We start from the raw sequence: 16723 nt of genomic DNA, 5'->3' as shown, positions 1-16723 counted from the left end.
TCTGGCATCCCGGCCGCGCGAGCAGTAATGTAGGTACATACCTACAAGGGGGTGGCGACGGTGACGACGATGAGTGCACGCGATTTCAACCACGACGTCAGCGCGGCCAAGCGCGCGGCAGACCACGGGCCCGTCGTGATCACCGACCGAGGCCAGCCGTCCTACGTGCTGCTCTCGATCGCGCAGTACCGAAGGTTGGGCGAGAGCGGCGCGGACCTCATCGACCGGCTGAGCATGGACGACGACCTCGACGTCGAGTTCGAGCCGCTCGCCGTCGAACTGCGGATCCCCGACCTGTGAGCTTCCTGCTCGACACCAACGTCGTCAGCGAGCTCCGCAAGTCACCTGTCCGCGTCGATGCACGGGTTCGCGCGTGGGTAGCCTCCCGAGACGTGTCGAGCCTGCACCTGTCTGCCATCACGATCATGGAGATCGAGATCGGCATAGGCCGCCTCGCGCGCCGAGACCAGATCCAGGCGGATCGGTTGCGAACGTGGCTGGACGACGCCGTGCTCGCTGCCTTCGCCGGACGCATCCTGCCGGTCGACCTGGCCGTGGCACGACGAGTCGCCCGCCTCCACGTGCCCGACCCCCGACCCGAGCGCGACGCCATGATCGCCGCCACCGCGACCGTCCACGGCCTCACCGTCGTCACGCGCAACGTCGCCGACTTCAAGTCGCTCGACGTCGCGCTGGTCGATCCTTGGTCGGTCCCGGCGGACGACTGACCCCGCGGCGGAGGTCTCGACGGCGGGCGGATGGGTACGGGCACCCCGCTCGCCCACCCCCTCGAAGGAGCACTCCATGACCGATCGACAGCGCATCCTGGTCACCGGGGCCAGCGTCGCCGGCCCCGCCGCCGCCTTCTGGCTCGACCGTGCCGGCTACGACGTCACGGTCGTCGAGAAGGCGCCCGAGCTGCGTCCCGGCGGCCAGAACATCGACGTCCGCGCGACGGGCCGCGACGTGCTGCGGCTCATGGGCCTCGAGGACGCCGTCCGGAATCGCAACACCGGCGAGATCGGCACGCGGTTCGTCGCCGAGGACGGCACCGTCGTCTCGGAGTTCGGCGTGCAGGAGGGCGACGGCCACGACGGTCCGACCGCCGAGCTCGAGATCCTGCGCGGCGCGCTGTCGCAGATCCTCGTCGAGGCCTGCCCCGACGGCGTGACGTGGCGGTTCGGCACCAGCATCACGGCGGTCGTCGACGGCCCCGACGGCGTCGAGGTCGAGCTGTCCGACGGCACCCGCGACCGGTTCGACCTGCTCGTCGTGGCCGAGGGCGTCGGCTCGCACACGCGCGGGCTCGTCTTCGGCGACGAGCCGCAGGAGAAGGCGCTCGGCATGTACTGCTCGTACGCCACGATCGAGCGCACCGCCGACGACGACCGGTGGTGGAACTGGCTGGTCGTGCCCGGCGGACGACAGGCGGGGCTGCGGCCCGACGACGAGGGCACGACCCGCGCGATGCTCAACTTCGTGGTCGACTCCCCCACGCTCGAGGGCCTCGACGGCCGGCAGCTGCGCGCCGCCCTGCGCGACGAGTTCTCGGGCGTCGGGTGGCAGGTGCCGCGCATCCTCGACGGCCTCGACGACTCCGACGACCTGTACGTCGACTACCTGCGTCAGATCATGTGCCCCACGTGGCACCGCGGACGGGTCGTGCTGCTCGGCGACGCCGCCTGGTGCGTGACCCCCGTCGGGGGCGGCGGGACGTCGCTGGCCATCACGGGCGCCTACGTCCTGGCGGCCGCTCTGTCGCGCGCGTCCGAGGACGGCACGGACCACACCGCGGCGCTCGACGAGTTCGAGCAGTGGATGCGTCCCCTCGTCGAGGACGCGCAGGACCTGCCGCCCGGCGTGCCGAAGGCCGCGGCACCGCAGACCCGCGTCGGGGCCCAGCTGCTGAAGTGGGGCACCAAGGTCGCGGCGACGCCGCTCGTGCAGGGCCTCGCCTCGCGCCTGACGTCGGGTCCGGAGGCCGGTCGCGAGCTGCCGCGCTTCGTCGACGCCGCCGCGCGCTGACCGTCGACGCTCGGCATCATGGGGACATGATCATCATCAACGTCCGCTTCCCCGTCCTGCCCGAGCACGCCGAGCAGTGGCCCGAGCTGAGCCGCGAGTTCACCGAGGCGACCCGGGCCGAGCCCGGCAACCGCTGGTTCACGTGGTCGCGCAGCCTCGACGACCCCACCGAGTACGTCCTGCTCGAGGCCTTCGACGACGACGCCGCCGAGGCGCACGTCGGCTCGGACCACTTCAAGAAGGCCATCGCCGAGCTGCCCCGGTATCTCGCGGCGACACCGCAGATCATCAACACCGTCGTGCCCGACGACGGCTGGGGACCGATGGGCGAGATGTCGGTCGAGCCCCGCGGCTGACGGCCGGACGGGACGCGGGCGGGCCGGTCAGCGCAGCATCTCGACGGCCCGCTCGCGCATCTCGACCTTGCGCACCTTGCCCGTCACGGTCATCGGGAACTCGTCGACGACCGCCACGTGACGGGGGACCTTGTAGTGCGCGAGACGCCCGGCGCAGAACTCCCGCACGTCGTCGACGGTGAGAGGGGCTGCCTCGCCGCGCATGCGGACCCACGCCATGACCTCCTCGCCGTAGCGGTCGTCGGGCACGCCGATGACCTGCACGTCGAGCACGTCGGGGTGGCCCATCAGGAACTCCTCGACCTCGCGCGGGTAGATGTTCTCGCCGCCCCGGATGACGACGTCCTTGATGCGGCCCGTGATGCTGACGTACCCGTCGTCGTCCATCACCGCGAGGTCGCCGGTGTGCATCCAGCCGTCGCCGTCGATCGCCTCGGCGGTCCGCTCGGGCTGGTCCCAGTAGCCCAGCATCACGAGGTACCCGCGGGTGCACAGCTCGCCGGGCACGCCACGCGGCGACGACTCGCCCGTCAGGGGGTCGACGACCTTGACCTCCACGTGCGGCCCCGCGCGACCGACGGTCGAGACCCGGCGGTCGAGGCTGTCGTCGGTGCGGGTCTGCGTCGAGACCGGCGAGGTCTCGGTCATGCCGTAGCAGATCGACACGTCCTCGGCGCCCATGCGATCGATGACCTGCCTCATGGTCTCGACCGGGCACGGCGAGCCGGCCATGATGCCGGTGCGCAGGTGCGACAGGTCGTACGTGTCGAATGCGGGGTCGTCGAGCATCGCGATGAACATCGTCGGGACGCCGTAGAGCGACGTGCACCGCTCGTCGGCTGCCGCGCGCAACGTCGCCGCGGCGTCGAACGACGGCGAAGGGACGACCATCGTGGCGCCGTGCGAGGTCGCTGCCAGGTTTCCCATCACCATGCCGAAGCAGTGGTAGAACGGCACGGGGATGCAGATGCGGTCGTGCTCGGAGTAGTCGATCAGCTCGCCCACGAACCAGCCGTTGTTCAGGATGTTGCGGTGCGACAGGGTCGCGCCCTTCGGGAAGCCCGTCGTGCCCGACGTGTACTGGATGTTGATCGGGTCGTCGGCCGACAACCCCGACCCGATCTGGTCGAGGACGTCGGGATCGGCGGCCCGCCCGGTCGCGAGCAGGGCGTCCCACGACGGCTCGCCGATCACGACGACGTCGGTCAGCGACGGGTGCGCCGCACGCGCCTCGTCGATCATCGCGGTGAAGCTGGCGTCCCGGAGCCCGGGCACCGCGACGATCGCGCGCATGCCCGACTGGCCGACGACGAATGCGAGCTCGTGCGCGCGGTACGCGGGGTTGATGTTGACCAGGATCGCCCCGATGCGGGCCGTCGCGTACTGCGTCAGCACCCACTCCGCGCAGTTGGGTGCCCACATGCCGACCCGGTCGCCGGTCGTGACGCCCAGCGCCAGCAGCCCCAGGGCGACGGCGTCGACGTCTGCCGACAGCTCGTCGTACGTCCAGCGCCGTCCCGACGCGCACTCGACCAGCGCCTCGCGCGAGCCGTGCGCGGCCACCGTCGCGGCGAGGTTCTCGCCGATCGTCGTCTCGAGGAGCTCGAGATCCGTGGGGCCTGCCTCGTGACTCGGCATGGGTGCCACCTCTTCGCGATCGACGATGTGACCGCGGACACAATCACGACGCCATCGTGCCACCCTGGCCGCACCGCGCCCTAGACCGGCTGTCCGACTCCCTCGACGGCGGCCTCGCGGGTCGGGTAGATGTCGAAGGCCTGCATCAGGCCCGTGACCCTCAGCACCGAGTCGATGCGGCGGTGCGTGACGAGGCGCAGCTCGCTGCGGCGGTTGCGGGCCTTGCGGCGCAGCAGCACCAGCACCGCGATGCCCGACGAGTCGACGAATGGGACCTCGGTCAGGTCGAGCACGAGCGTGACGGGGTCGATGCCGAGAGCCCGCAGGCCGACGTCCCGGAACGCGGCAGCACTCGCGATGTCGAGGTCGCCCGTGACCGCGAGGACGACCTGCCCGTCGCCGCGCTCCTCGTGCCACGTCATGTCGGCCGCCACCGCGCGCTCCGTCCTGTCCGGCCCACCCTTGTCAGCGGACGATCAATACGCTACCGTGCCGCGGCGATCGGGCACGTCGACGCGATGGGCATGCGCGACCCGGGCACCTCTGACAGGCTTGCTGTCGTGGCCACCTCCCATGCGTCCGACTCGACCGACGACGACCCCTGCACGACGCTGAGCCTGCCGTTCGACACGCTCAGCGTCCGCGTGGCCCGCAAGCGCCTCGCCGCCGAGCTGGCCGATCTGGGCTTCCGCCAGACGTTCGTCGACGACGCCGAGCTCGTGCTCGCCGAGCTCGCCGCCAACGGCATCGACCACGGCCGCCCCAACGCCCGGGGCCAGATCGACATCTCGTGGTGCGTCGAGGGCGACCTCGTCCGGATCAGCGTGTGCGACAGCGGTGAGGCCACGCACCTGAAGGCCATGGAGTTCAACGACCACTCGCTGCGCGGACGGGGGCTCGCGATCGTCGAGCACCTGTGCGACTCGTGGGAGGTGCAGACCGACGACGGCCTGCGGGTCACGGCCGAGCTGCGGCACGACCACACGTTCCAGACCGCCTGACGGCCAGACCGCTTGGCGGTCAGTCGGCGGCGATCGCCAGCACCGTCGTCGCGGTGCGCAGCACCAGGTGGTCCCAGGGATCGGCGAGGTCGCGTCCCGTCACGGCCCGCGAGCGCCGGAGCCGGTGCCGCATGCTCTGCGGGTGCAGGCCCAGGCGACGCCCGGCCTCGGTCGACGAGCCCGTGAGCAGGTACGCCGACAGCCCCTCCAGCACGTGCGCCTGGCCCGGTGCGAGCAGCGGGCGCAGCGCGGTCGACGCGAAGGTGCGGGGATCGACGCGGGGCTCGCCCCGCAGGAGGGCGACGAGCAGTGCGTCCGCCTCGTCGAGCGGGCCACTCCCGAAGGCCTCGGCGGGGGCGTGGCGCACGGCCGCGGAGGCGACCCGGAACGTCGCGGGCAGGTCGGCGAGGGCGACGTCGTCCACGACGCAGACGCGCCAGCGCGCGGACGGCGTCGCGTCGACGACCGGCCGGGAGTGCAGCAGCACACCCTGCCCCGACCGGGTCGTCGTCAGCACCAGCGCGTCGCCGTCGGGGTCGTCGACCGCCGCCGCGAACCGGGCGACCTCACCGGCCGTGACCTCCTCGCCGTCAGGGGATCCGACCACCGTCAACCCGAACCGCGACGGCAGCGCGATGCCGAGCTGCTCGGACCGGTCGGCCAGGGCCGCGGTCGAGGTCTGCCGCCCCGTGACGAGGTCGTCGGCGAGCGCCCGCACGACGTCGGCCCGGTCGCCCGTGAGCCGGGTCGTCGCCGACGTGTGACCCGCGAACAGCACCTCGGAGATCTCGTCGAGGCTCTCGAGCAGCACCCGGTTGAGCGCGAGGGCGTCGTCGAGCGTCAGGTCGTCGCCGGCCATCTCGTGGATCAGGCCGCTGGCCTCGACCGCCGCGACACGGTACGCCCGCAGCACCGCGAACAGCGGACGTCCGTCGGTGCCGCGGGCCACGCCGATGCCGTGGAACTGACGCAGGTCGGCCTCGTCGAGCGACGTGCCGAAGACCCAGAGCTCGAGCAGCCGCTGCACGCCCCACGCGGCGATCGCCTCGGTCTCGCGGCGCTGGGCGTCGCCGAGCGTCGCGTACGCGGGGATCTGCCGACGGATCGCGTCGGAGATGCGCTCGGTCACGACGGTCCGTGACGCCACGACGCGCTGCTGGATCCGGGCACGCTCCGTCTGCCCCACGGCCGTCGACCTCTCTGTCACCCCGCGGTGGGCGGCGTGCTCACCCGGTGACAACACATCTTGCCCCAGCGACCACCGTTCTACATCCTGAGTGACAGGCCGGACGGGCCACGACCGAGGAGCACACAGTGGACGCAGACATCATCGTCGTCGGGGCGGGCATCGCCGGACTCACCGCCGCGGCCGAGGCGGCCGACCGGGGACGGTCGGTCGTGCTGGTCGACCAGGAGGGTGAGCAGAACCTCGGCGGTCAGGCGTTCTGGAGCCTGGGCGGCCTGTTCTTCGTCGACTCCCCCGAGCAGCGACGCATGGGCGTCAAGGACTCGCTCGCGCTGGCGACGCAGGACTGGATGGGCAGCGCACAGTTCGACCGCGAGGAGGACGCCTGGCCGCGCCGGTGGGCCGAGGCCTACCTCGACTTCGCCGCCGGCGAGAAGCGCGCGTGGCTGCACGAGATGGGGCTGCGGCTGTTCCCCGTCGTGGGGTGGGCCGAGCGCGGTGACGGACGCGCCGAGGGACACGGCAACTCGGTGCCGCGCTTCCACCTGACGTGGGGCACGGGTCCCGGTGTCGTCGCACCGTTCGAGCGGCGCGTGCGCGAGCACGTCGCGACCGGCCGCATCTCGTTCGCGTTCCGACGCCGGGTCGACGGCCTGGTCGTCGAGGACGGCGCCGTCGTCGGCGTCCGAGGGGCCGTCCTCGAGCCCACCGCGGTCGATCGCGGCGTCGCCTCCAGCCGCGTCGAGACCGGCGAGTTCGAGCTGCGCGGCCAGGCCGTCATCGTGACGTCAGGGGGCATCGGCGGCGACCACGACCTCGTCCGGACGGTGTGGCCGGAGCGGCTCGGAACCCCGCCCGCGACGATGGTCGCCGGCGTCCCCGCCCACGTCGACGGGCGCATGCTGGCCATCAGCGAGCATGCGGGAGCCCGCGTCATCAACCCCGACCGCCTGTGGGCGTACGTCGAGGGCCTGCGCAACTGGGACCCGATCTGGGACAACCACGGCATCCGCATCCTGCCGGGCCCGTCGTCGCTGTGGCTCGACGCCACCGGCAGACGGCTGCCGGCACCGTACTTCCCGGGTTTCGACACCCTCGGCACGCTGCGGCACCTGCGGGGCACAGGGCACGACTACTCGTGGTTCGTCCTGACGCAGAAGGTCATCGAGAAGGAGTTCGCGCTGTCGGGCTCGGAGCAGAACCCCGACCTGACCGGCAAGGACGTCAAGCTGCTGCTGAGCCGGCTGAAGGCCGGGGCGCCCGGCCCGATCGAGGCGTTCAAGAACCACGGCGAGGACTTCGTCGTGGCCGACAACCTCACGGGGCTCGTCGCCGGCATGAACGAGGTCGGCGACACGGGGCACGTCGACGAGGCCGACCTGCGACACCTGCTCGAGGCGCGCGACCGCGAGATCGACAACGACTTCACCAAGGACGCGCAGATCACCGCGATGCGGGGCGCTCGTCGATATCGGGGCGACAAGCTCATCCGGGTCGCGACGCCGCACCGGTTCCTCGACCCGAAGAACGGCCCGCTGATCGCGGTCCGGCTCAACATCCTGACCCGCAAGACGCTCGGCGGGCTCGAGACCGACCTGTCCGGACGCTGCCTGACGCCCGACGGCGCTCCCCTGCCGGGGCTGTACGCCGCGGGCGAGGTCAACGGCTTCGGTGGCGGCGGCATGATGGGCTACAACGCGCTCGAGGGGACGTTCCTCGGCGGCTGCCTGTTCTCCGGACGGGTCGCGGGCCGCGCGGCGGCCGACGCCGTCGGCTGATCAGGACGGCGACGTCGCGAGCGAGTCGATCAGCGCCTCGACCCTCGCCCTGACCTCGTCACGGATGGGGCGGACGGCCTCGATGCCCTGCCCGGCCGGGTCGTCGAGCACCCAGTCCTCGTACCGCTTGCCGGGGTGGTACGGGCACTCGTCGCCGCAGCCCATCGTGATGACGACGTCGGAGGCGCGCACCGCGTCGTCCGACAGCTTCTTGGGCTGCTCGCCGGCGATGTCGATGCCGACCTCGGCCATCGCCGCGACGGCGGTCGGGTTGATCTGGTCGCCGGGCATCGATCCGGCCGACAGCACGTCGATGCGGTCACCGGCCAGGGCCGTCAGGAAGCCGGCCGCCATCTGCGAGCGTCCGGCGTTGTGCACGCAGACGAACAGGACGGTGGGGCGGTCAGGCACGGGTGCCTCCTGGGGTGGGGGACGAGGTGGGGCCGTCGGTGAAGAACCTGCGGGCCCAGAGCGAGACGTACACGAGTCCCACGAGCACCGGGACCTCGATGAGGGGGCCGACGACACCGGCCAGGGCCTGGCCGGAGGTGACCCCGAAGGTGCCGATCGCCACGGCGATCGCCAGCTCGAAGTTGTTGCCCGCTGCCGTGAACGCGAGCGTCGCGGTCTTGGCGTACCCGAGGCCGAGCCACCGGCCGATCACCATGCCGGCACCGAAGGTGATAGCGAAGTAGACGAGCAGCGGGACGGCGATGCGGACGACGTCGAGCGGGCGGCTGGTGATCGCGTCGCCCTGCAGGGCGAACAGCACGACGATCGTGAACAGCAGACCGTAGAGCGCCCAGGGCCCGAGCCGGGGCAGGAACGTCCCCTCGTACCAGTCGCGCCCCTTGGCCTTCTCGCCGATCGTCCGGGTCAGGAACCCGGCGACGAGGGGGATGCCGAGGAAGACCAGGACGCTGGCGGTGATCGCCCACACCGAGAAGTCGGCGCTGGTCGTGGACAGGCCGAGCCAGCCCGGCAGGATCTGGAGGTAGAACCAGCCGAGAGCCGCGAACGCGAAGACCTGGAAGACCGAGTTGATCGCGACCAGCACGGCCGCGGCCTCGCGGTCACCGCAGGCGAGGTCGTTCCAGATCAGCACCATCGCGATGCACCGGGCGAGGCCCACGATGATGAGGCCCGTGCGGAACTCGGGCAGGTCGGGCAGCAGCAGCCAGGCGAGGGCGAACATCAGCGCCGGCCCGAGGATCCAGTTGAGCGCGAGCGAGGCCACGAGCAGTCGCCGGTCGCCGGTGACCCGGCGGGTCTCGTCGTACCGCACCTTGGCCAGGACGGGGTACATCATCACGAGCAGGCCGATCGCGATCGGCAGCGACACCGAGCCGATCCTCACGGCGTCCAGGGCGTCGTCGAGGCCGTCGACCGTGCGGCCGAGCACGAGCCCGACGGCCATCGCGACGACGATCCAGACGGGCAGGAGGCGATCGAGCCGCGAGAGGCCCGAGATCACGTCGGCGTCGGCCGGCGGGGACGTCTGCGGAGTGGTGCTCACGCGACCATCTTGACGTCCCGATGCCGGTCAGTCAAACTTGACTCAATGAACACTGAGCGAAGTGAGCTATCGCGTCGGGCCCACCAGCACGCTGCGCTGGCGGACGTGACCCGCCTCGCCGTCATGGACGCGCTCGAGCTCGGTGACCGCTCGCCGAGCTCGCTGCAGGAGCTGGTCGGCCTGCCGTCGAACCTCCTGGCCCACCACCTCGGGGTGCTCGAGGAGGCAGGGCTCGTCGTCCGGCGCCGGTCGGAGGGAGACCGCCGACGCACCTACCTGACCCTCGCGTCGGTCGAGGCGTCCACCGGCCCGGCACCGACCCCCTTGGCCGTCGCCCGGGTCGTGTTCGTGTGCTCGGCCAACTCGGCCAGGTCGCAGCTCGCAGCCGCGCTGTGGGCCGAGGCGAGCGACGTGCCCGTCGCCTCGGCGGGCACCCGACCTGCCGAGGGCATCGCGGACGGTGCGCGACGCGTGGCCGAGCGCCGTCACCTCGCGCTGCTGTCATCGACCCCGACCTCGTGGGGTGACGTCGCGGCCGACGGCGACTTCATCGTCGCGGTCTGCGACCAGGCGTACGAGGAGCTCGCGTCGACGTCCTCCCCCGCCCTTCACTGGTCGGTGCCCGACCCCGTCCGGCAGGGCGGCGACGCGGCCTTCGACTCCGCGTACCTCGACCTGCGGCGCCGTGTCGCCGCGGTGGCTCCGCGACTCGTCGCCTCCTGACCGGCGTCAGACGCCCGCGATGCCGTCCAGCTCCGCCAGGTCGGTCGCGGACAGCGACACACCGGCCTGCGCGACGTTCTCGCGCAGGTGCTCCACCGACGACGTGCCGGGGATCAGCAGGATGTTCGGCGAGCGGTGCAGCAGCCACGCCAGCGCCACCCCCATCGGTGTCGACCTCAGTCGTGACGCGACGGTCGTGAGGGCGCCCGCCTGCAGCGGACTGAACCCGCCGAGGGGGAAGAACGGCACGTACGCGATGCCGGCGTCGGCGAGCTCGTCGACGAGGTGGTCGTCCGCGCGGTGCGCGAGGTTGTAGGCGTTCTGCACGCACACGACCGGTGCGAGCGCTCGGGCCTCGGCGATCTGCTCCGACGTCACGTTGCTGACGCCCAGGTGCCGGACGAGTCCCGCCTGCTGCAGCTCGGCCAATGCGGTGAACGCCTCCTCGAGCGAGCCGTCCTCGGGACCCGTCGGCCCGCCGACGCGCAGGTTGACGACGTCGAGCACGTCGAGGCCGAGGGTGTCGAGGTTCGAGCGCACCGCCTCGCGCAGCTGGTCGGGCGAGCGCGCGGGTGGCCACCCCCCGTCGTCGTCGCGCAGGGATCCGACCTTCGTGACGACGTGCACCGCGCCGTCGTACGGATGGAGCGCCTGCCGGATGAGCCGGTTCGTGACGTGCGGCCCGTACGCGTCGGCCGTGTCGACGTGCGTGATGCCGAGAGCCACCGCCTCGCGCAGCACCCGCACGGCCTGCGCCGGATCGGCAGGCGGTCCCAGCACGAGCGGGCCCGCGAGCTGCATGGCGCCGTAGCCGAAGCGAGGGACGACGACGTCGTCGAAGAGGGTGAAGGTTCCGCCGGGAAGGGTCGATGTCATGCCACCACCGTGCGGGCCCCTCGCCGTCCCCACCAGTGCCCCCGTCATCCTGGGAGTCGCAGGGACAGTCAGCGGGCGGCCCCCGTCGGTACCGTGGAGCCATGACCGCCCACAGCCTGCTCGGTGACTACCTGAGCGCCCGGCGGGCCCTCGTGCGTCCGGACGACGTGGGGCTGCCCGCGCTGGGGCGCCGCCGTGTCGAGGGTCTGCGTCGCGAGGAGGTCGCGATGCTGGCGGGCATCAGCGCCGACTACTACCTCCGCCTCGAGCAGGGGCGCGACCACAACCCGTCCGCCCCGGTGCTGGAGTCGCTCGCACGGGTGCTGCTGCTCGACGAGACCGCCACGGCCTACCTGCTCGCGCTCGTGGCACCGCGACCCCGCAACCGCGCCGTGCGCCGGGGCCCCCGCGTGCCGGACGGCATCCTGGGTCTCGTCGCGTCGATCGGCCTGCCGGCCCACGTCGAGAGCCGGCACCTCGACGTCCTGGCCGCCAACGACCTGGCACGGGCGGTCAACCCCAACCTGCACGTGGGCGGGAACCGGCTGCGGGCGATGTTCCTCGATCCGGCCGAGCAGGCCCTGTGCCCCGGCTTCGAGGACGCGATGGCCTTCATGGTGGCGAGCTTCAGGCAGTCGATCGGTCCTGACGCGCACGACCCACGGTCCGTCCGCCTGGTCGGGGAGCTGTCGATCGCGAGCGACGACTTCAGACGGCTCTGGGCCCGGCACGACGTGCACGTCCGCGAGGGCGGCGTGGCGGTCATGCCCCATCCGCAGGTCGGCGACCTCACGCTGTCCAAGGAGCGTCTCGCCGTCGCGGGCGACGACGGCCTGACCCTCGTGGTCTACCACCCCGCGCCGGGCACCAGGACGTCCGAGAAGCTGTCGCTGCTCGCGTCGCTGTCGGCCGACCGGCCACCGGCGGTCCGCGCCTGAGACCGCCGCACTGATCCCCGAGGGGGCAGACTGCCGGGGTGAGCACGATCGATCCGGCGCAGTCGGCACTGGCCGTCGCCGCACTGGTGGGTCTCGCCCTGCTGGCACTGACCGTGTCGCGTGTCCACGTCCGCCGTGACGCCCTGGTGGCGGTCGCCCGGGCCGCGGTGCAGCTCGTGGCCGTCGCGCTCGTCATCGCCTGGGTGTTCCGGCACCCCGAGGGCGTCGCGCTGTACCTGGGCGTGATGATCGCCGCCGCGACCGCGACGTCGGTGCGGCGCATCGGCTGCGGTGCCCGTCTCGCGCCGCACGTCGGCGCGGCGATCGTGGTGGGCGCGACGACCGCCGTCGTCACGGTGCTGGCGACCGGCGCGCTGGAGTGGCGCTCGCAGACCGTCGTGCCGTTCGCGGCACAGATCGTCGGCGGCTCGATGACGGCGGCGTCGCTGGCCGGTGGACGCATGCGCGACGACGTCGCCCGCGACTGGGGCCAGGTCGAGGCGTGGCTCGCGATCGGGGCCTCCCCCCGGCAGGCGACGTCGACCTTCGGTCGACTGGCCGTCGCCCGGGCGCTCGTCCCGGCGATCGACCAGACCCGCAGCGCCGGGCTCGTGACGCTGCCCGGCGCGTTCGTCGGCCTGCTGCTCGGTGGGGCCTCCCCCGCCGAGGCCGCCGAGGTGCAGCTGCTGGTGCTGGCGGGGCTGCTCGCGGCGCAGACGGTCGCCGCGGTCCTCACCGTCCGCCTGCTGGGCCCGTGGCTCGGCTCGACCCAGCCCGTCACGACCGACTGACCGCGCCGTCCTCGCGACGAGGTGGATCCGCAACCGTCTCGGCCTCCAGGAGGTTGCGGATGCACCTCCCGCGTGGCGGGCGGGTCGGACGGTCAGGGGGCGGCGAGCGGTTCGCCCACGGCACCGTCCGTCGCGGCCGCGAGCGCGGCCGACAGCTGTCGCTCGGCGCTCAGCACGAACGTCTTCGTCAGGTGCGTCGTCTGGCGGTAGACCAGCACGTTGCCGATCACGGCCGCGCAGCGCCGACCATCGGGGCAGATCGTCGAGGTCAGGTCGGCCACCGACACCCCCGGCACCTCGGCGGCGGCCTCGCGGGCGGCCGGGGCGCCCGAGGCGGCGATGCCCGCGTCACGGTCGAAGGCGCACCGCGGCAGGTCCTTCGGGTTCTGGGCGACGCACTCGTACACGGGCTGCGTCGTCGGCGCGGGGTTGTCGAGCAACGCCGTGACCGGGATGCCCGCGCGGGTCAGGGTGCCCCAGTACGAGACCAGGCCCCCGACCATCGCGGCCTTCGTCTCCTGGCTCCGATCGGTCGCCCCCGCCGGCAGCGCCGTGCCCTGACGGTGCGACACGACGACGAGCTCGGGATCGAGCGCGAGCACGTCCTTCAGCACCGCGCGGCCCCAGGCCCGGCAGTCGGTGTTGTTCTTGCGGTCGAGGTCGACGTCGGTCCACGAGCACGCCGACTTGGTGAACTGGACGACCTTGAAGCCCTCGCGCCGCCCGATCGCGGCGATCGCGGGCTGCCACTGGGCGATCTTGGAGTCGCCGACGATCACGACCGTGCGGCTCGACGACGTGTCGCCCGACTCGCACGGCTTCGGGACCGCGTCGCCGTCTCTGACCTGGCAGCCGGATCCGTCGTCGTAGAACGCCGGACGGTCGTCGACCGCCTCGGTCGCAAGGGGACGCATGCGGTCGACCTCGCGGATCGCCGACCAGTCGACGTCCTGGTTCGAGGGGTCGAGCAGCGCCGCGGCTCCGGGGCTGGCCGCGGTCGTCGCCTCGTCGACCCCGCCGGCGGTCGCCGAGACGGACAGGCCCCAGCCGACGCCCACGCCGACGGCCGTCAACGCCAGGCCCATACCGATCGCCCGGCCGTCGGGCTTGAAGAACGTGCCGAACCGGATGGGGTTCTCGATGAACCGGTTCGACAGGTACGCCGGGACGATCGAGGCGATCATCGCCAGGACGACCCACCGCAGCTGCAGGTCGGGACGCTCGGCCTGGACCGCGACCAGGATCGGCCAGTGCCACAGGTAGATCGAGTACGACAGCCCGCCGACCCAGACCATCGGCGGCAGGCTCAGCAGCCGCTGCGGAGACCCGGGGGTGGCGCGCAGCCCGCTCGCGATCATCAGCGCCGCCCCGATCGTCGGCACGAGCGCGTTGGCGCCCGGCCACGTCGTCGAGTCGTCGAACACGAGCACCGCGTACGCGATCATCGCGATGCCGACCCAGCCGCCGACGGCGCGCACGACGGCGGGGAGACGCTCGACCTGCGAGGCCCCCAGCGCCAGCAGGGCGCCGATGCCGAGCTCCCAGATGCGGGTCGTCGACACGAAGTACGCCGTCGCGGGGCTCGAGGCGGTCTGCTGCACCGAGTACGCGAACGACGCGAGCGTGACGACGCCGAGCACGCCGAAGGCACCGAGCCTCCACCGGCGCGCCGCGATGAGCCCGATGACCAGCATCAGGATCGGCCAGACGACGTAGAACTGCTCCTCGACCGCCAGCGACCAGTAGTGCTGCACCGGCGACTGACCCACGTCCTCGGCCAGGTAGTCGACGCCGCGGTCGGCCAGGCGCCAGTTCACGACGTACAGCGCCGCCGAGACGATGTCGCCGCCGAAGTCCTTGCGCTGGGTGATCGGCAGGAACGCGTAGGCCACGGCGGCCGAGAACAGCAGCACGGTCGCGCTGGCGGGCAGGAGCCGCTTCATCCGCCGCGCCCAGAACGTCGTCAGGCTCACGCGTCCCGACCGAGACACCTCGCGCGCCAGCAGACCCGTGATCAGGAAGCCCGACAGCACGAAAAACACGTCGACGCCGACGAAGCCGCCGGCCAGGAACGGCACCCCCGCGTGCGCGACGAGCACCGAGCCGACCGCGATCGTGCGCATCCCCTCGATGTCGAGGCGGATCGTGCGTCCGTGGTCGGGCCGGGTCAGCGCCGTCGCGTCCGGTGCCGACGACGGTCCGCGGTGCTGGGCGGCGGTCATGCGCGTCTGCTCCCTGGGCTCGTGGGACCCGACGATCCCGGACGGCCTGTGAGAAGGCCGCCCGGGATCGGGGTCGAGATCGTCAGCGGGTTCAGCGGCTGAAGCGGAGGTTGCCCGCGTTCTTGGTGCGACCGGCCTTCACCGTGATGAAGTGACGGCCCTTGAACGCGCGGCCGATGCCGCGCCACGAGTCGGCGTTGACCGAGATCTGGTACCGGCCGGGCGCGAGGCCCGCGACGTAGAAGTTGCCCTTGCCGTCGGTCAGGTCGGTGCGCAGGACCCGCTTGCCGTCGCGCGACGACAGCGTCACCATCATCTCCTGGTTGGTGCGGCCCGGCGAGCGGCTCACGTGACCCTTGACGACGCCGCCCCGCTTGGAGGTCAGCGTGGTGCGACGCTCACCCGTGCCGGTGCCGGTGATGTCGACGGTCTTGACCTGGCCGTAACCGAGCGCCTTGCAGTGCAGGCGGTACATCCATCCCTTGGCGCCGCGGGGCTTCTTGCCCTGCTCGGCGTCGGTGGCCGGGTTCGGGTTGGCGCGACGCGCGAGCAGCTCGAGGCCGCGGTTCTTGTTGCCCGGCAGCTTGCTCAAGTACGGGAACGTCTTCCACCGCTCCGACCCGCGGTCGAGGCCGTTGAAGTAGGAGTTGTTGTTGGTGTAGCGGCTCGGGGCCCAGTCGGCGCAGCCCGTGCGGCGGCCGAGCTCGACGTAGTAGCGGCCGGGCGGAAGGTTGTAGAACGTCGTGCGGCCGCTGCTGGACGCCTGTCGCTGCGCGACGATCGGCGAGTCGAGGATCGCGGTGCGGGGGGCGGCCTCGCGGATGCTGATCCAGCGGTCGCCCTCGGCCGTGGCCTTGTACCCGCGGAAGAGGCTCTTGACCGTCAGGTGGTTGCCGCTGGCGCCGACCGCGACGGGGAAGTTCGTGCCGCCCGCGTCGAGGGCGATCATGTTCGACCGCGAGTAGCGGTACTCCTGGACGTCGAAGCAGCTGCCGAACTGGTTGTTCCAGCGGGTCTCGCCGTCCAGGCGCGCGCCGATCATGTAGCGGCGGTCACCGGGGGCGAAGGGCAGGAAGTCGAAGCGGTACGTGCCGTTGGAGGCCGTCGCCGACGAGAAGACGTTGCCGCAGCCGGCGATGTCGAGCTCGCGGCGCGCGTCGCGTCCGCCGCTGTACGAGGCGGGGGCCCCCGCGACCGTCAGCTGGGCGCCGGCCGGGGCCGTGCCGGAGATCGACGAGTACCGGAAGTCGGCGCGGAAGGCGCCGTACTTGGTGGCCTTGACGACGGTCGCGTCGCGCAGGTGGCGTCCGCCGCTGGAGGCGGCGTTGTTCTTGCCGCGCCAGTACCACGAGCGGGCCTCGCCGGCGCTCGACTGGGCGACGATCCGCAGGCGGTAGGGCTTCGACGACTTGTTCTTCGAGCCGTTGAGCGGGATCGCGAACGAGTACGACCCGCCGTCCGGGATGTCGTTGGCGAACCGGACGACCTTGGTGTTGCCGCCCTTGACGACCGAGATCAGCTCGACCCGGGTCGGACCGACGTTGCCGGCTCCGCCGGGGCCGGAGACCGTGCCGGTGATGACCTGCGAGCGAACCGCTTCTGCAGGTGAGGCGACGAGCACCCCGGCGACGAGAGCCCCGAGAGCCGGGACCGCTAGAGCAAGACGAAACTTC

At 72.1% G+C, this 16723-nt stretch carries 17 protein-coding genes; 9 read left to right on the top strand and 8 right to left on the bottom strand.

What is annotated here, in order from left to right; all coding sequences use genetic code 11:
* Window positions 1-69 precede the first annotated feature (69 nt).
* The 4 genes from ASD10_RS07825 to ASD10_RS07810 all read left to right on the top strand — a co-directional run bounded on the left by ASD10_RS07825 (window position 70) and on the right by ASD10_RS07810 (window position 2381).
* Entirely contained in the window at window positions 70-300 is a 231-nt protein-coding gene (locus tag ASD10_RS07825) for a type II toxin-antitoxin system prevent-host-death family antitoxin (protein ID WP_056610005.1), read from the top strand.
* Window positions 297-728 carry a type II toxin-antitoxin system VapC family toxin gene (locus ASD10_RS07820; protein WP_056607022.1) on the top strand — a complete coding sequence of 144 codons (432 nt, stop codon included), beginning with the start codon at window positions 297-299 and terminating at the stop codon, window positions 726-728. Before ASD10_RS07825 ends, ASD10_RS07820 begins: the two co-directional genes overlap by 4 nt.
* 76 nt (window positions 729-804) lie before the next feature.
* Complete coding sequence (locus tag ASD10_RS07815; protein WP_056607020.1) at window positions 805-2025, top strand: FAD-dependent monooxygenase; 1221 nt, start codon at window positions 805-807, stop codon at window positions 2023-2025.
* Between the two features lie 26 nt (window positions 2026-2051).
* On the top strand, window positions 2052-2381 hold the full coding sequence (locus tag ASD10_RS07810; RefSeq protein ID WP_056607017.1) for a putative quinol monooxygenase: 330 nt from the start codon (window positions 2052-2054) through the stop codon (window positions 2379-2381).
* A 27-nt stretch (window positions 2382-2408) separates the two neighbouring features.
* On the opposite strand, the gene ASD10_RS07805 is transcribed toward ASD10_RS07810, so the two are convergent.
* Window positions 2409-4019, bottom strand: a complete 1611-nt coding sequence (locus ASD10_RS07805) for an AMP-binding protein (RefSeq protein WP_056607014.1) — start codon at window positions 4017-4019, stop codon at window positions 2409-2411.
* 80 nt (window positions 4020-4099) lie between these two features.
* On the bottom strand, window positions 4100-4441 hold the full coding sequence (locus tag ASD10_RS07800) for an STAS domain-containing protein (protein ID WP_157432495.1): 342 nt from the start codon (window positions 4439-4441) through the stop codon (window positions 4100-4102).
* Window positions 4442-4579: 138 nt separating this feature from the next.
* On the opposite strand from ASD10_RS07800, the gene ASD10_RS07795 reads away from it, so the two are divergent.
* Window positions 4580-5020 carry an ATP-binding protein gene (locus tag ASD10_RS07795; RefSeq protein WP_056607008.1) on the top strand — a complete coding sequence of 147 codons (441 nt, stop codon included), beginning with the start codon at window positions 4580-4582 and terminating at the stop codon, window positions 5018-5020.
* A gap of 19 nt (window positions 5021-5039) precedes the next feature.
* Here the strand turns inward: ASD10_RS07795 and ASD10_RS07790 are convergent, their stop codons facing one another.
* Window positions 5040-6167: a CdaR family transcriptional regulator gene (locus ASD10_RS07790; RefSeq protein ID WP_157432494.1), complete on the bottom strand. Its 1128-nt coding sequence runs from the start codon at window positions 6165-6167 to the stop codon at window positions 5040-5042.
* A gap of 167 nt (window positions 6168-6334) precedes the next feature.
* Here ASD10_RS07790 and ASD10_RS07785 point away from each other — a divergent pair, with 167 nt between their 5' ends.
* Window positions 6335-7984, top strand: coding sequence for an FAD-binding dehydrogenase (locus ASD10_RS07785; protein ID WP_056607001.1), 1650 nt, complete (start codon window positions 6335-6337; stop codon window positions 7982-7984).
* Here ASD10_RS07785 and ASD10_RS07780 read toward each other — a convergent pair whose 3' ends face one another.
* Both ASD10_RS07780 and arsB read right to left on the bottom strand, forming a co-directional pair.
* The gene (locus ASD10_RS07780; protein ID WP_056606998.1) at window positions 7985-8395 is read right to left on the bottom strand and encodes an arsenate reductase ArsC; all 411 of its coding nucleotides are present in this window, start codon (window positions 8393-8395) and stop codon (window positions 7985-7987) included.
* Complete coding sequence (gene arsB / locus ASD10_RS07775) at window positions 8388-9500, bottom strand: ACR3 family arsenite efflux transporter (RefSeq protein WP_056606997.1); 1113 nt, start codon at window positions 9498-9500, stop codon at window positions 8388-8390. The genes ASD10_RS07780 and arsB overlap by 8 nt, the downstream gene beginning before the upstream one ends.
* A gap of 105 nt (window positions 9501-9605) precedes the next feature.
* Here arsB and ASD10_RS07770 point away from each other — a divergent pair, with 105 nt between their 5' ends.
* Window positions 9606-10223, top strand: a complete 618-nt coding sequence (locus ASD10_RS07770) for a helix-turn-helix domain-containing protein (RefSeq protein ID WP_235501785.1) — start codon at window positions 9606-9608, stop codon at window positions 10221-10223.
* 6 nt (window positions 10224-10229) lie between these two features.
* Here ASD10_RS07770 and ASD10_RS07765 read toward each other — a convergent pair whose 3' ends face one another.
* Window positions 10230-11099, bottom strand: a complete 870-nt coding sequence (locus tag ASD10_RS07765; protein ID WP_056606990.1) for an oxidoreductase — start codon at window positions 11097-11099, stop codon at window positions 10230-10232.
* Window positions 11100-11200: 101 nt separating this feature from the next.
* On the opposite strand from ASD10_RS07765, the gene ASD10_RS07760 reads away from it, so the two are divergent.
* On the top strand, window positions 11201-12037 hold the full coding sequence (locus ASD10_RS07760) for a helix-turn-helix domain-containing protein (RefSeq protein WP_056606987.1): 837 nt from the start codon (window positions 11201-11203) through the stop codon (window positions 12035-12037).
* Between the two features lie 38 nt (window positions 12038-12075).
* Window positions 12076-12828, top strand: coding sequence for an ABC transporter permease (locus ASD10_RS07755; RefSeq protein ID WP_056606984.1), 753 nt, complete (start codon window positions 12076-12078; stop codon window positions 12826-12828).
* 92 nt (window positions 12829-12920) lie between these two features.
* Here the strand turns inward: ASD10_RS07755 and ASD10_RS07750 are convergent, their stop codons facing one another.
* Together ASD10_RS07750 and ASD10_RS07745 are read right to left on the bottom strand one after the other, a co-directional pair.
* On the bottom strand, window positions 12921-15050 hold the full coding sequence (locus tag ASD10_RS07750; RefSeq protein WP_056606981.1) for an acyltransferase family protein: 2130 nt from the start codon (window positions 15048-15050) through the stop codon (window positions 12921-12923).
* A gap of 91 nt (window positions 15051-15141) precedes the next feature.
* Window positions 15142-16671: a carboxypeptidase regulatory-like domain-containing protein gene (locus ASD10_RS07745; protein WP_056606978.1), complete on the bottom strand. Its 1530-nt coding sequence runs from the start codon at window positions 16669-16671 to the stop codon at window positions 15142-15144.
* Between the last annotated feature and the right edge of the window lie 52 nt (window positions 16672-16723).

The organism is Aeromicrobium sp. Root472D3, from assembly GCF_001426485.1.
GTDB lineage: Bacteria > Actinomycetota > Actinomycetes > Propionibacteriales > Nocardioidaceae > Aeromicrobium.
The sequence above is the reverse complement of the archived record's forward strand: the minus strand, read 5'-3'. Positions and strand labels throughout refer to the sequence as shown.